This window comes from Streptomyces spirodelae (genome assembly GCF_017676385.1).
Classification (GTDB): Bacteria; Actinomycetota; Actinomycetes; order Streptomycetales; family Streptomycetaceae; genus Streptomyces; species Streptomyces spirodelae.
In genome coordinates, this window is sequence record NZ_JAFFZN010000015.1 from 29,256 (window position 1) to 43,245 (window position 13,990).

A 13,990-nucleotide genomic window follows, 5' to 3' on the forward strand; every position below is an offset into this window, starting at 1 on the left:
CAATGAGCAACCTCACCACCACCACGGGCAGTAACACCACCGTCTCCTCGGGCGGACTGCCGAGCCGCCGCAACACCGAGCTGGCGCTGCTCGCCTTCGCGGTGTTCGTCCCGGTCTTCGCGTACGCCAACGTGGGACTGGCCCTCGACGACAAGCTGCCCTCGGGCATGCTCGGTTACGGCTGCGGGATGCTGCTGCTGGCGGGGGTCGGCCACCTGGTGGTACGCCGGTACGCGCCGTATGCCGACCCGCTGCTGCTGCCGCTGGCCACCCTGCTCAACGGCTTGGGCCTGGTACTGATCTGGCGGCTGGACCAGTCGGAGCGGCTGCAGCAGCGCGCCAAGGCCGCGTTCGGCGCGTTCAGCCCGGACGCCCCCAAGCAGTTGCTCTACTCGGCGATCGGGCTGGCGCTGTTCGTGGCGATCCTGATGTTCCTCAAGGACCACCGGGTGCTGCAGCGCTACACCTACATCTCCATGGCTGTCGGCCTGGTGCTGCTGGTCCTTCCCATGTTCTTCCCGGCACGCAACGGCGCCAGGATCTGGGTGGACCTGGGCTTCATCAACCTCCAGCCTGGCGAGTTCGTGAAGATCATCCTCGCGGTCTTCTTCGCCGGCTACCTGATGGTGAAACGGGACGCGCTGGCGCTGGCCTCACGGCGCTTCATGGGGATGTATCTGCCGCGCGGCCGTGACCTGGGGCCGATCCTCGTCATCTGGGCGCTGAGCCTGATGATCCTGGTCTTCGAGACCGACCTGGGCACCTCGCTGCTCTTCTTCGGCCTCTTCGTGATCATGCTGTATGTCGCCACCGAGCGCACCAGCTGGATCGTCTTCGGTCTGCTCCTGTCGGCCGGCGGCGCGACGGCTGTGGCCACCTTCGAACCGCACGTGCAACAGCGCGTCCAGGCATGGCTCGACCCGATGGACACGTACCTCAAGGCCCGGCAGGGCATCGCCGGCAATTCGGAACAGGCCATGGAAGCCCTGTGGGCGTTCGGCTCCGGCGGGGTGCTCGGTACCGGCTGGGGGCAGGGCAATTCGGACCTGATCGGCTTTGCCGCCAACTCGGACTTCATCCTCGCCACGGTCGGCGAGGAACTCGGACTGACCGGTGTGATGGCGGTCCTGCTCCTCTACGGACTGATCGTCGAGCGCGGCGTGCGTACGGCGCTCGCGGCGCGTGACCCGTTCGGCAAGCTGCTGGCCGTCGGCCTCTCCGGAGCCTTCGGACTCCAGGTGTTCGTCGTCGCCGGCGGTGTGATGGGCCTGATTCCGCTGACCGGTATGACGATGCCGTTCCTGGCCTCCGGTGGCTCCTCCGTGCTCGCCAACTGGGCCCTGATCGGCATTCTGCTCAGGATCAGCGACACCGCCCGCCGCCCGGCGCCCGCACCCGCCCCCTCACCCGACGCCGAGATGACCCAGGTGGTCCGACCGTGAACAAGCCCCTGCGCCGAATCGCGATCTTCTGTGGTCTGCTCGTCCTGGCCCTGCTCGTCAGAAGCAACTGGCTGCAGTTCGTCCAGGCCGATGAGCTCAAGACCGACCCGAAGAACAGACGCGTCGACATCGCGCGCTACGCCCAGCCGCGCGGCAACATCATCGTCGACGGCAAGGCGGTCACCGGCTCCACGGTCGTCAATGGCACCGACTTCAAGTACAAGCGCACCTACAAGAACGGCAAGTTGTGGTCGCCGGTCACCGGATACGCCTCCCAGGCGGTCGGCGCCAACCAGTTGGAGAAGCTGTACGACCCGTTCCTGACGGGCGACGACGACCGGCTGTTCTTCAACCGCACCATCGACATGATCACCGGCAAGCCGCAGAAGGGCGGCAACGTCGTCACGACGCTCGACGCCAAGGCGCAGAAGGCCGCCTACGACGGCCTCGGTGACAAGAAGGGCGCGGTCGCCGCGATCAACCCGAAGACCGGCGCCATCCTCGCGCTGGCCAACAAGCCCTCTTACGACCCGTCCACCTTCGCGGGCGTCAGCTCCAAGGACAGCAAGCGGTTCAAGAAGCTGGACGACGACGAGGACCAGCCGATGCTCAACCGGGCGCTGCGGCAGACCTACCCGCCCGGTTCGACGTTCAAGGTCGTCACCGCGGCGGCAGGGCTGGAGTCCGGCAAGTACGACCTCGACTCCAAGACCGACTCCGAGGACCCGTACCGGCTGCCGCAGTCCACCAAGGACCTGGGCAACGAGGGGAACAACCCGGCCTGCAAGAACGCCTCGGTCCGGGTGGCGCTCCAGTGGTCCTGCAACACCGTCTTCGCCAAGATGAGCGACAAGCTCGGCAACGACGAGATGATCAAGATGGCCGAGAAGTTCGGCTTCGAGAAGGACGTCAAGGGCGGCACCCTGGACCCGGACCTGGACACCCCGGTGCGTCCGGCCAAGAGCATCTACCCCGAGGACAACCGGCCGCAGAACGCCATGGCGGGCATCGGCCAGGCTTCCAACCGCGCCACCCCGCTCCAGATGGCGATGGTGGCCGCGGCCGTGGCCAACGACGGCAAGCTGATGAAGCCCTACATGGTGGACCAGCTCGTCGCGCCGAACCTGAACGTGGTCGAGCAGACCAAGCCGGAGGAGCTGAGCCAGCCCGTCTCGGCGGAGAACGCGCAGAAGCTCCAGGCGGCCATGGAGACCGTCGTCAAGGACGGCACCGGTAAGTCCGGGCAGATCCCCGGCGTCACCGTCGGTGGCAAGACCGGTACCGCCCAGCACGGCGAGAACAACAAGGACAATCCGTACGCTTGGTTCATCTCGTATGCGAAGACGAGTGACGGATCTCCCGTCGCCGTCGCTGTGGTGGTGGAGAGTTCCGACACACTCCGCGACGACATCGCGGGCGGCAGGCTGGCAGCCCCCATCGCGAAGAGCGTGATGGAGGCCGTCCTCGACGGGAAGAAGTGACGCACCCCGGCGCAGCGTGAGGTGAGCCCGGTCACCATGGCCACAGCAGGCACGCTCCCAGTGGCGGGTACCGTATGCCGAGCAGCACACCGCCGTGTCGCAAGCCTTGGGGCACCACCCGGCCGGAGGCCGGGGGAGTTCCGGACACCGCAGCACGGAAGACCGGAGAGGGCTGGAGACTATGGAAGAGCCGCGTCGCCTAGGCGGCCGGTACGAGCTGGGCTCGGTGCTCGGCCGCGGAGGCATGGCCGAGGTATACCTCGCCCAGGACACCCGGCTGGGCCGCACGGTCGCGGTCAAGACGCTCCGCGTCGACCTCGCCCGCGATCCGTCGTTCCAGGCCCGCTTCCGCCGTGAAGCCCAGTCGGCCGCCTCGCTCAACCACCCGGCGATCGTCGCGGTGTACGACACTGGCGAGGACCTGGTGTACGACGGCGGCTCCGGGGGCTCCGGTGTCTCCATCCCGTACATCGTCATGGAGTACGTGGACGGCTCCACGCTGCGTGAGCTGCTGCACTCCGGGCGCAAGCTGCTGCCCGAGCGGGCCATGGAGATGTGCGTCGGCATCCTCCAGGCGCTGGAGTACAGCCACCGCAACGGCATCGTCCACCGGGACATCAAGCCCGCCAACGTCATGCTCACGCGCACCGGCCAGGTCAAGGTCATGGACTTCGGCATCGCGCGCGCCATGGGCGATTCCGGCATGACGATGACGCAGACGGCCGCCGTGATCGGCACGGCCCAGTACCTCTCCCCCGAGCAGGCCAAGGGCGAGACCGTCGACTCCCGCTCCGACCTGTACTCCACCGGCTGCCTGCTGTACGAACTGCTGACCGTACGCCCGCCGTTCGTCGGCGACTCCCCGGTCGCCGTCGCCTACCAGCACGTACGGGAAGAGCCGCAGCCGCCCAGCGCCTTCGACCCCGAGATCTCGCCCACCATGGACGCGATCGTGATGAAGGCCCTCGTCAAGGACCCGGACTACCGGTACCAGAGCGCCGACGAGATGCGCGCCGACATCGAGGCGTGCCTCGACGGCCAGCCCGTCGCGGCGCCCATGGGCGCCGGCGGCTACCCCGAGGACCAGCCCACCACCGCGCTGCGCGCCCAGGAACCGCAGACCTCCATGCTGCCCCCGATGCGCGCGGAGGACGGCGGCTATTACGACGATCAGCGCAGCCGCCGCAAGAGCAAGAACCCGCTCTCCACGATCCTGCTGGCGCTCGCCGTCATCCTGGTGCTCGTCGGTGCGATCTTCGTGGGCAAGGCGCTGCTCGACTCGCCCAGCAACAACGTCGACGTACCCAACGTCAAGGGGCTGTCGGCCTCGGAGGCCGAGGATCAGCTCGGCAACTCAGGGCTGAAGGCCGACAAGGGCGACAGCGTCTTCTGCGACGAGAAGAAGGGCACCGTCTGCAAGACGGACCCGGGGGTCGGGGAGAGCGTCGAGCCCGACAGCACCGTCACGCTGGTCATGTCCAAGGGGCCGCGGGACAAGGCGCCGCGCAGCGTCCCCGGCGTCATCGGTGACGTCTACGCGGACGCCAAGCAGAAGCTCAACGAGGCCGGCTTCAAGGTCGCCAAGAAGCAGCAGGAGTCCGAGGACCAGCAGGCGGGTACGGTCCTCAGCCAGGACCCCGGCCAGGGCCAGAAGGCCAAGAAGGGCTCCACGGTGACGGTGACCGTGGCCACCGAGTCCCGGCCCACCGTGCCCAATGTCGTGGGCAAGCCCTTCGACCAGGCCAAGACCCAGCTCGAAGCGCTCGGCTTCAAGGTCTCCAAGACCGAACAGGACGACGAGACCAAGCCGGCGGGCGAGGTGCTCAAACAGGACCCCGGTCAGGGGAAGCAGCCCGAGGGCACGACCATCACCCTGACCGTCGCCAAGGCACCCGCCGACCAGCCGGCCACCGTCCCCGACGTCACCAACCAGAAGCTCAAGGACGCCAGGAAGGCCCTCCAGGAAGCCGGGTTCACCGTCGGCACCGTCCAGGGCCCCCAGGGCGGCGACGCGGTGGTGGTCACCACCACGCCCCCGCCCAACACCCAGGGCAAGAAGGGCGACAAGGTGGACATCATCACCCGCCCCGGCGGTCCGGGCGGCGGCGACGGGGGTGACGGAGGCGACGGAGGCGACGACGGCGGCTTCTTCGGCGGCCTCCGCCACTGACGGACACACAGCGGTGAGCCGAGGCCGCCGGGCACTGCGCCCGGCGGCCTCGGCGTTCGTCTCGGCCTCGGAGCTGGTCTCGGCCTCGGCTCAGCAGGGGCAGAGGCAGAGGAAGGGGCGGATCAGCGGAGCTCCGCGGGGGGTGTGCGGTCCTCGTCGACGTCCTGAGTGCGGACGAGCTCGCCCCAGACGATGTAGCGGTACTTCGAGGTGTAGACCGGCGTGCACGTCGTGAGGGTGATGTAGCGGCCCCGCTCCTTCTTGCCCGTGCCCTTGGGGATCGGGTCCAGCACGTCGACGTTGTACTTCGACGTCTGCGGCAGGGTCTTGAACACCTTGTACACGTACCAGGTGTTCTTGGTCTCGAAGACGACCGGATCGCCCTCGTCGATCTTGTGGATGTTGTGGAACTTCGCCCCGTGCCCGTCCCGGTGCGCGGCGAGGGCGAAGTTACCCGACTGGTCGAACGGCAGCGCCGACTTGACGGGCTCGGTGTAGTAGCCCGCCACCCCCTGGTTCAACTCCTTGGGATCGGTGCCCTTCTTGACCAGTATGTCGTCGGACGACATCGACGGCACATGCAGGAAGCCGAGGCCGTCCCGGGTGTCGAGGTTCCCCGGGCCCCGGTCAGCCGCCCAGTGCTCGCGGACCTTGTCGCTCTCCTTCTTCGCCTGCCGGTCGGCGAGGACGTTCGTCCACCAGAGCGAGTAGACGACGAACAGCGCGAGCACCAGCCCGGCGGTGATGAGGAGTTCCCCGAGAACACCGACAGCCACGGCTATCGGTCCCCGCCGCGCCTCGGCCCGGCCCTCGGTCCGGGCCACCGGCTCTGGCTCGGCTGCGGCGTCTTCGGCGTCTTCGGAGACTGCAACGTCTGCGGCGTCGTCTGCTGCCGGGGCCTCGTCCGACGCGGCGTCCGCATCCGTCTCGGGGGCCGACTCGGGGGCCGACTCGTCCCGTGCGGCTTTCTTCGCGGAAGCGTCCCGCTTGGCCTCGCTCACTTGTTGCCGCCTCCGCCGCTGTCTCGCTGGTCGCCACGCCGGGCTTCCGCCCGCCGGTGTCAGTCGACGAGCGCGTCCGGCTTGCCCTTGCTGCGCGGACGTTCGTCCACCATTTTGCCCCAGACGATCAGACGGTACTTCGAGGTGAATTCCGGCGTGCAGGTGGTCAGTGTGATATAGCGACCGGGCTTCGTGAAACCGGACTTGGGCGGAACCGGGTCGATCACTCCCGTATCGGACGGCGAGGTGGAGGGGAGCTGCCGCGTCACCTTGTACGTGTAGAACTTCGACTGCGTCTCCACCACGACCTCGTCCCCCGCCTCCAGCCTGTTGATGTAGCGGAACGGTTCACCGTGGGTGTTGCGGTGGCCGGCCAGTGCGAAGTTGCCCTTCTTGTCCCAGGGCATCGCCGTCTTCAGCGGTTTCTCGTCGTAGTGGCCGACCATGCCCCTGTCGAGCACCTTCGTCTTGGAGATGCCCTGGGCGATGGGTGCGGTGATGTCGATCTTCGGGATGTGGATGATCGCGAACCCCTCGCCGGGCTTGAAGGCGCCCGCCTTGCGTTCGGGGTCGACACCGTCGCCGGGCTTGTGCTCGTCCCACTGCTTCTGCAGCCTGTTGGTGGCGCCGCCGGCCTGCTGGTCGGCGAGCACGTTGGTCCACCACAGCTGATAGGCGACGAAGAGCAGCATCAGTACGCCACAGGTGATGAACACCTCACCGATGGCGCGGCTGGCGATGATTCCGGGCCCCGGACGCAGCGCCCGGGCCGCCCTGCGGGCTTCCAATCGCGAGGGGCCGGGCGGGCGTTCGATCCGGGGAAGGCCCGCGGGAGCGTCGACCGCTCCGCCCAGCGACAGCTCCTGCGGGCTCGGCCGCCGCAGCCCCACCGTGCTGCGGTCCTCCGCCTCGGCCCGTCCGCGCCCCTGTTGCGGCCCCGTCCCGAACTGCTGCGGCCGCACCGGCTGCTGGGGCGGCTCGGCCGACCGACCGTGCGGCTCGTACGGCGTCGGTGTCGGTGTCGGTGTCGGCGCCGGCCCCGGCGCCGGGGTCGGCGCCCGGGTCGCCGTCGGCGGAGGCGTTGCCGACGGCTGAGGCCGCGGCTGCGGCTGTGCCGCGTACCAGGCGGCCGCCTGGCCGCCCTCGGCCCCGTACGCCCCCTCAGCGGCCGCTGGAGGGTCCGGCTGCGGTGGGGGCTCGGGCGGGCGCTGGCCCGGTAGCGGATCGTTGAGCGGATCGGCGAGGGCGTCGACGGCCGCGCGGTAGGGGTCGTATTCCGGGTCGTTCCCGGCGCCGTACGAGTGGCCCTGCGCCCCCCTGCCGTCACCGTGGCCCGTGGTCACCCGGTGACCGTCCCCAGCCCGGCGCCGCGCGGCACCTCCAGCCCCGCGGAGCGCTCCACGGCTCCGGTGTCCCCGCACCGCACCAGCCAGTTGGCCAGCATCCGGTGACCGCCCTCGGTGAGTACGGACTCGGGGTGGAACTGGACTCCCTCGACGGGCAGCTCGCGGTGGCGCAGCCCCATCACCAGGTCGGCGCCGTCGACTGATTCGCCGCCGGGCGCCGTCCAGGCGGTGACCTCCAGTTCGTCGGGCAGCGTGCCGCGTACGGCCAGCGAGTGGTAGCGCGTGGCGGTGAACGGCGAGGGCAGTCCGGCGAATACACCCGCGCCCTCGTGCGAGACGACGGAGGTCTTGCCGTGCAGCAGCTCGGGGGCCCGGCCGACGACCCCGCCGTAGGCGACCGCCATCGACTGCATGCCCAGACAGACGCCGAAGACGGGGATCTCGCGGGCCGCGCAGTGCCGCACCATGCTGATGCAGACCCCGGCTTCCTCGGGCGCCCCGGGGCCGGGGGAGAGGAGGACGCCGTCGAAGCTCTCCTCCGCGTGGCGCGGTTCGACCTCGTCGTTGCGTACCACCTCGCAGGTGGCGCCGAGCTGGTAGAGGTACTGGACGAGGTTGAAGACGAAGCTGTCGTAGTTGTCCACGACCAGAATGCGGGCGCTCACGCCACACCCCCGGCGATCTCAGCGGCGGAACCCGCGGGACCGGCGCTTCCGGCCGCGCCGTCCACCGTCACGTCGTTGAACGGCAGCAGCGGTTCCGCCCACGGGAAGACGTACTGGAACAGCAGAAAGACAACCCCGACCACCAGCACCACCGAAATCAGTGCACGTACGTACACGTTGCCCGGCAGATGCCGCCAGATCCAGCCGTACATCCCGCGATGCCGTCCTCTCTCCTCCTGCGCCACACCGGGCACGCGTGCCGTTCGGCACACCCAAGAGTACGGCGTCAGAGTACGGCGTCAGCCGGTGAGCGGGGCGTCAGCGGGTGAGCGCGGCCGGCTTTCCCGCGGTCGCAGGGCGGGTGGCGTCCAGCCGCGCCCAGGCGATCAGCCGGTGGCTGCTGCCCCACTCCGGATCACAGGTCGTCAGGGTGAGGTACCGGCCGGGCCGGTCGAAGGGAGCGGCGGACTTGTCCAGCGGCGCGGGAACGGAGTCCAGCACTCCGGTGTCGCCGGGCAGCGTGCGGTAGGGCCGCCGCGTGAGTGTGTAGGTGTACCAGGTGTCGCCGTCCGTGATGTACACATGGTCGCCGGTGCGCAGCCGGGGGAAGTCCTTGAAAGGGTCGCCATAGGTGCGGCGGTGGCCCGCGACGGCGAAGTTGCCGCGCTGCCCGAGCGCCGCGGTACGTGTGTAGTGGCCGAGGCCCTTGCGCAGGGTCTCTGCGCGGGTGTTCTCCAGCACGGGCCGGGACCAGTCGCGGCCGAAGCGGGGGATGTACATCACGGCGAAGGAGGTGCCGTCCCGGTAGCCGCCCGGCGACGCCTTTCCGGCCCGGTTCCCGGTCCTGGCGCGGTCACCACCGGACGTGCCGTCGCCGCCGCGGGGCCGTCCGTCGTCGCCGCTGCCGCGGCCTGGGCCCTTTCCTGCGGACTCCCCGCCGGCTCCGCGCACCGGCCCGGACGACCACTTCTTCTGGAGCCTGGCGATCTCGTCGTCGGCGGCGCTGTCGGCGCGCAGCCCCGTCCAGTAGAGGAGGTGGACGACGAAGAGGACGATGATCAGGCCGACGGTGATGCACAGCTCGCTGAGGCTTCGTACGACCGCTCGTAACGCCACGCCGTCTCACTCCCGCACAGTCACGGTCACTCCAGGGGCTTGGCCTGCCGGAGATCCACTGTGCCGGAGTAGCCGGGAAGAGTCAGCGCCTCGTGCTCCTCGACTTTCCAGCCGAGGCCGTAGGCGTCCACGTACTCCAGGTAGTTCTGGATGGCGGGTGCCTTGTCGAGCGCGGTGCGCAGCTTCTCCCGGTCACCGACGGCAGTGACCTTGTAGGGCGGTGAGTAGACGCGGCCCTGCAGGATGAGGGTGTTGCCCACGCAGCGCACGGCGCTGGTGGAGATCAGCCGCTGGTCCATCACCTTGATGCCCTTGGCCCCGCCCCGCCAGAGCGCGTTGACGACGGCTTGCAGGTCCTGCTGGTGGATGACCAGGTCGTTGGGTTCGGGGTCGGGGAGCCCGGGGACCTTGGCGGTCGCGTTGCTGGGGGCGTCGTCGAGGGTGACGGTCAGGCCCTGCCCTGAGAGCTTCTTGAGGCCGGCCAGCTTCTCCAGGCTGCCGAGCCTGCGGTCCTGGTCGCGGCCGCTGCCGTCGTCCCGCCGGGCGAGCTTGTCGACCTGCCGGCGCATTGCCGCGGCCTGGCTGTCGAGCTCTTCGTTCTGTCTGCTGCGTTCCTGGATGAGGTCGGAGAGCCGCAGCATGGAACCGTCGCTGCGGATGTTCGTCCCTTGCGCCGTGTTGAAGCTGACCCAGAAGATGAGACCCGCGAGGGCGAAGACGCCTATGGCGGCCAGCCGTGCAGGCCGGATCAACGATCTGGTCACCGTACCCTTGTCTCCCTCCGCCCTGGGAAAGCACTACGCTAACGGACCACCGTCCCAGTGGGCCGTACGGCGGTCAGCAGAGCATCGACAGGAGAGACTCTCGTGCCGAAGTCACGTACCCGGAAGAAAGCGGACTTCACACCCCCGCCGGAGAAGAAGGCCACCCAGATCGATCTGCGCGGGGGCGGTGGCCGCCGCTGGGTGGCGCCCCTGATGCTGGCGATGTTCGGCATCGGTCTCGCCTGGATCGTGGTGTTCTATGTCACAGACACGACGCTTCCGGTCGAGTCGCTGGGCGACTGGAACATCGTGGTCGGGTTCGGCTTCATCGCGACCGGCTTCGTCGTCTCCACCCAGTGGAAATAAGAGTTATCCACAGGCTGATCCACAGCCTTGGAAAACTCACAAGATCTGTGGATAACTTTCGGCGCGTTGACGCCGGTGTGACCGCACGGCCGGTGCGGGGAGCCCTGGTCGGGCGAGGAATCACAAGGGAAACGCACACCTGAGCGAAGGTGCCCCCGGACGGACCACGCCATGCACAAGATTCCGTACCCGCTGTGGACAACTCGGCGACGGACCCCCTTCCGAGCTCCAGAAGGGCGGCTCCGCGCCCGGTTGTCCACCGGGCACGGGCGGTCTCAGCCGAGCCGGCCCAGTCAGCCGAGCCGGCCCAGTCAGCCGAGCTGGAGCGTCCGCACCACCAGCAGCACCACGATCACCGCGATCATCAGTGCGAAGGCGCCGTACTGCACCAGCGCCCGCCTCTCGCGGGGCGCGTGCACCAGGGCCCAGGCCAGCAGCAGGCCGGCCACCAACCCGCCGACGTGCGCCTCCCAGGCGATGTTCTTCCAGGTGAAGGTGAAGACCAGATTGATCGCCAGCAGGATCAGGATCGGCCGCATGTCGTAGCGCAGCCGCCGCATCAGCACGGCCATCGCCCCGAAGAGGCCGAAGATCGCACCCGAAGCGCCCAGTGACGCCTGCTGCGGTGCCGCCACCAGAAAGGTGAGCGCGCCGCCGGCGAGCCCGGAGACCAGATACAGGCCCAGGAACCGCACCCGGCCCAGCGCCGCCTCAAGGGGCGGGCCCAGGAACCACAGGCCGAGCATGTTCATCGCGATGTGCCAGATCTCCTGGTGCAGGAACATCGAGGTCAGCAGGCGGTACCACTGCCCCTCCGCGACGCCCTCCAGCGGACCGTACGGCTCGGTCACCGCCTGCCCGAACAGCAGCAGCTGGTCCAGCAGCCGGTCGCCGACCGCGAGCACCGCGATGAAGACGGCGACGTTCACACCCAGCAGCGCCTTGGTGACGAGCCGCGGGTCCGCGGTGACCCGCCCGCCCGCTACCGTCCTCGGCCGATTGGCACCCGGCCGGTGTCCGGTGCCCGATCCGGACCGTACGCACTCGGGGCACTGGAATCCGACGGACGCCGGCACCATGCACTCAGGGCAGATGGGCCGCTCGCAACGCGTACACGAAATGCCCGTCTCCCGGTCGGGGTGCCGGTAGCAGTGTCTCGGCGCCCGCCCTTCGGCCCCGCCCCCGGGTTGTCCGTCCTGCTCCACGCTCACCCCTCCAGTGTCCCGTACGCATCAGCCCCACCCGCCGAGAATACGGACGGGTGGGGCGTGCGGTTCCCGCCGTCGGCCCGCGGCCGCCCGGCGCTCCCCTCGGCTCGCTCGCGCTGCCGGTCGGCTATGCCTGCTGCCGCTCGATGACAACCGACTCCAGCACCACGTCCTGCAGCGGACGGTCGGTGCGCGGGTTGGTCTGCGTACCGCTGATCGCGTCGACGACCTCCTGACTGCTCTTGTCCGCGACCTCGCCGAAGATGGTGTGCTTGCCCGTCAGCCAGTTGGTGGCGCCGACGGTGACGAAGAACTGCGAGCCGTTGGTGCCGGGGCCCGCGTTGGCCATGGCCAGCAGGTACGGCCTGGTGAAAGCGAGGTCGGGGTGGATCTCGTCACCGAACTCGTAACCGGGGCCGCCGGTGCCGTTGCCCAGCGGGTCCCCGCCCTGGATCATGAAGCCACTGATCACCCGGTGGAAGACGGTGCCGTCGTACAGCTTCGCGGTGGTCTTCTGCCCCGTCTCCGGGTGCGTCCATTCGCGGGAGCCCTCGGCGAGCTCGACGAAGTTCTTGACCGTCTTCGGCGCGTGGTTCGGGAAGAGCTGAACGCGGATGTCGCCGTGGTTGGTCTTCAGGGTGGCGTGGAGTTGCTCGGCCACGATCTACCTTCCATCTGTCTGCATTGACTGCCCCGATCCTCCCACGGACGCTGGGGGCAGTGGCTGACCCGGATGCCCGACCGGGAGATGCCGGGCAGAGCACGGGCAGGCATGATCTTCGAAACAGGTGGAAAAACGACTTCCTGTCCTCCGCTGTCGAAAAGGGCCGGCGGAGCGACTGCCCTGAGTCATGAGCCACCGAGGAGGAGGAACCGTGACCGCCAAGGAAAGCGTGCGCGCTGCGACCGGCACCGCCAAGGAGAGCGTGCGCCACGCTGCGGAGGTGGTGAGGCCCCATGCGGGCCAGGCCAAGGACACCGCGGCGCGCTACGCGTATGAGGCGAGTGCGCGGCTCGGGCCGAAGGTCTCCAAGGCCGCCGAGCAGGCCCGCCACTCCGCCCGCGAAGGATACGAGCACTACGTCGGCCCCCGGGTCGCGCGGGCTCGCGACACCCTCCCTTCCGAGGTCGAGGTGGCCGCAGGACGTGCCGCCGAGCAGACCCGCAAGGCCGCGCGGAAGGCCGCCGCCTACGCGGGACCGCGGATCGAGAGCGCCATGACGGAGGCCCGCGCGGCCGCGGGGCCCGCCCGCGAGGAAGCGGCGCAGCGCGGTGCCGCTGCCGTGGCCGCGCTGCGCGGCCAGGTGTCCGTCAAGGAGATCGAGAAGCTCTCGCGCCGCCGCCGCAGGCGCTCCCGCGCGGGCCGGTTCCTCTGGCGGGCCGGCCTGGTCGGGCTGGTCGCCGGCGGCGCTTACGCGGCCTGGCGCTGGTGGGACAGGCAGGCGAACCCGGACTGGCTGGTCGAGCCGCCGGCCGCCACGGAGGTCGGCGACCGGGGGTCGCTCGCCAGCGTGAACGGCTCGCCCGTCGAGGGCGGCGACTCCGCGCTCGACGCCGAGCTCGACCCCGAGGTGAGGGCCAAGCAGGACGACGCGGAGTCCGGCGGCACCGGCGGCTCCGGTAGCGCCGAGAGCTCCGGGAATTCCGGGGCCTCCGGGAACGGGGGCCGCCCCAAGAAGTGACCGCCGGGCGGGCGCGCGGGGCGCACACCGGTGACGGGAGGGGGCGGGAGACTCAGCTCTCCCGCCCCCTCCCGGTGTGCTCATGCGCCCCCTCCTCCAGGGACGGCACAGCGACGAGTACGTCGTCCAGCCCGGTGATCCGCAGCAGGCGCAGCACCCGGTGGTCTACGCACACCAGTGTGAAACTGCCACCGCTGGCCAGCACCCGGGAGCGGATGTCGACCAGGAGTGCGAGCCCGCTGCAGTCGATGAAGGTGACGGGCCGCAGGTCGGCGACCAGTCGCGGGGCGGGCGCCGTGGTCAGCGCGTAGAGCTGGGGCGTGGTTTCGAGCACCACCGCGAGGTCGATCTCGCCGTGCAGTTCGACGACCGTACGGCCAGGCTCGGCGCGGGTCAGCACCGTCCCCGCAGGGCCCTCCTGCTCGGTCCCTGCAGAGCCCTCCTGCTCGTCGGCCCAGGGCTCCTCCCCGATCGCGCGGGGCTCCTCTCGTTCGGTGGAGGACAGCCTGCGGCCGCTCTCGTCCGGGTGCGGTGCCATCGGTGCCCTCACGTATGACCTTGTGACCGTAGGAGTCCGGGGAAATCGGCCCGTAAGCATAGGCAGGACCTGTGGGGGTGGCGCTGCGCCACCCCTGCATCGTCACTCGAACGAGTGTAAAACCCCAACTCCGCTTGCGAGTTGGCGCCTCACTCTCACGAGTTCTCCCCATCGGGCCTCATCCAAGCTCATCCAGGAGAAACCCGAAAGT

Annotated in this window: 14 protein-coding genes; 5 read left to right on the forward strand and 9 right to left on the reverse strand. The window is 69.4% G+C overall.

Features of this window, described 5'->3' with window-relative positions; all coding sequences use genetic code 11:
• The first annotated feature begins 2 nt into the window (after positions 1 to 2).
• The 3 genes from JW592_RS17280 (at position 3) to pknB (ending at position 5,093) form a co-directional block, all read left to right on the forward strand.
• Complete coding sequence (locus tag JW592_RS17280; protein ID WP_209266022.1) at positions 3 to 1,442, forward strand: FtsW/RodA/SpoVE family cell cycle protein; 1,440 nt, start codon at positions 3 to 5, stop codon at positions 1,440 to 1,442.
• Positions 1,439 to 2,923 carry a peptidoglycan D,D-transpeptidase FtsI family protein gene (locus tag JW592_RS17285; protein WP_209266023.1) on the forward strand — a complete coding sequence of 495 codons (1,485 nt, stop codon included), beginning with the start codon at positions 1,439 to 1,441 and terminating at the stop codon, positions 2,921 to 2,923. The genes JW592_RS17280 and JW592_RS17285 overlap by 4 nt, the downstream gene beginning before the upstream one ends.
• 181 nt (positions 2,924 to 3,104) lie before the next feature.
• Positions 3,105 to 5,093: a Stk1 family PASTA domain-containing Ser/Thr kinase gene (gene pknB, locus JW592_RS17290; protein ID WP_209266024.1), complete on the forward strand. Its 1,989-nt coding sequence runs from the start codon at positions 3,105 to 3,107 to the stop codon at positions 5,091 to 5,093.
• A 122-nt stretch (positions 5,094 to 5,215) separates the two neighbouring features.
• Here the strand turns inward: pknB and JW592_RS17295 are convergent, their stop codons facing one another.
• From JW592_RS17295 to JW592_RS17320, 6 genes are all read right to left on the reverse strand, one after another.
• Positions 5,216 to 5,917 (reverse strand): class E sortase, encoded by a 702-nt coding sequence (locus JW592_RS17295; RefSeq protein ID WP_209266144.1) that lies wholly within the window; start codon positions 5,915 to 5,917, stop codon positions 5,216 to 5,218.
• Positions 5,918 to 6,153: 236 nt separating this feature from the next.
• Positions 6,154 to 7,437, reverse strand: coding sequence for a class E sortase (locus JW592_RS17300; protein WP_209266025.1), 1,284 nt, complete (start codon positions 7,435 to 7,437; stop codon positions 6,154 to 6,156).
• Positions 7,434 to 8,105 (reverse strand): aminodeoxychorismate/anthranilate synthase component II, encoded by a 672-nt coding sequence (locus JW592_RS17305; RefSeq protein ID WP_209266026.1) that lies wholly within the window; start codon positions 8,103 to 8,105, stop codon positions 7,434 to 7,436. The genes JW592_RS17300 and JW592_RS17305 overlap by 4 nt, the downstream gene beginning before the upstream one ends.
• Entirely contained in the window at positions 8,102 to 8,317 is a 216-nt protein-coding gene (locus tag JW592_RS17310; RefSeq protein WP_209266027.1) for a hypothetical protein, read from the reverse strand. Before JW592_RS17310 ends, JW592_RS17305 begins: the two co-directional genes overlap by 4 nt.
• 106 nt (positions 8,318 to 8,423) lie before the next feature.
• Positions 8,424 to 9,221 carry a class E sortase gene (locus JW592_RS17315; protein ID WP_209266028.1) on the reverse strand — a complete coding sequence of 266 codons (798 nt, stop codon included), beginning with the start codon at positions 9,219 to 9,221 and terminating at the stop codon, positions 8,424 to 8,426.
• Positions 9,222 to 9,247: 26 nt separating this feature from the next.
• The gene (locus tag JW592_RS17320; protein WP_209266029.1) at positions 9,248 to 9,985 is read right to left on the reverse strand and encodes a DUF881 domain-containing protein; all 738 of its coding nucleotides are present in this window, start codon (positions 9,983 to 9,985) and stop codon (positions 9,248 to 9,250) included.
• A gap of 102 nt (positions 9,986 to 10,087) precedes the next feature.
• On the opposite strand from JW592_RS17320, the gene crgA reads away from it, so the two are divergent.
• Positions 10,088 to 10,351: a cell division protein CrgA gene (gene crgA, locus JW592_RS17325; RefSeq protein WP_209266030.1), complete on the forward strand. Its 264-nt coding sequence runs from the start codon at positions 10,088 to 10,090 to the stop codon at positions 10,349 to 10,351.
• A 311-nt stretch (positions 10,352 to 10,662) separates the two neighbouring features.
• Here crgA and JW592_RS17330 read toward each other — a convergent pair whose 3' ends face one another.
• Together JW592_RS17330 and JW592_RS17335 are read right to left on the reverse strand one after the other, a co-directional pair.
• Positions 10,663 to 11,556, reverse strand: coding sequence for a rhomboid family intramembrane serine protease (locus JW592_RS17330; RefSeq protein ID WP_372446530.1), 894 nt, complete (start codon positions 11,554 to 11,556; stop codon positions 10,663 to 10,665).
• 130 nt (positions 11,557 to 11,686) lie between these two features.
• The gene (locus JW592_RS17335; protein ID WP_209266032.1) at positions 11,687 to 12,220 is read right to left on the reverse strand and encodes a peptidylprolyl isomerase; all 534 of its coding nucleotides are present in this window, start codon (positions 12,218 to 12,220) and stop codon (positions 11,687 to 11,689) included.
• 214 nt (positions 12,221 to 12,434) lie between these two features.
• Here JW592_RS17335 and JW592_RS17340 point away from each other — a divergent pair, with 214 nt between their 5' ends.
• On the forward strand, positions 12,435 to 13,241 hold the full coding sequence (locus tag JW592_RS17340; protein WP_209266033.1) for a DUF5324 family protein: 807 nt from the start codon (positions 12,435 to 12,437) through the stop codon (positions 13,239 to 13,241).
• A 52-nt stretch (positions 13,242 to 13,293) separates the two neighbouring features.
• Here JW592_RS17340 and JW592_RS17345 read toward each other — a convergent pair whose 3' ends face one another.
• Entirely contained in the window at positions 13,294 to 13,779 is a 486-nt protein-coding gene (locus JW592_RS17345) for an STAS domain-containing protein (RefSeq protein WP_209266034.1), read from the reverse strand.
• Positions 13,780 to 13,990: the final 211 nt, after the last annotated feature.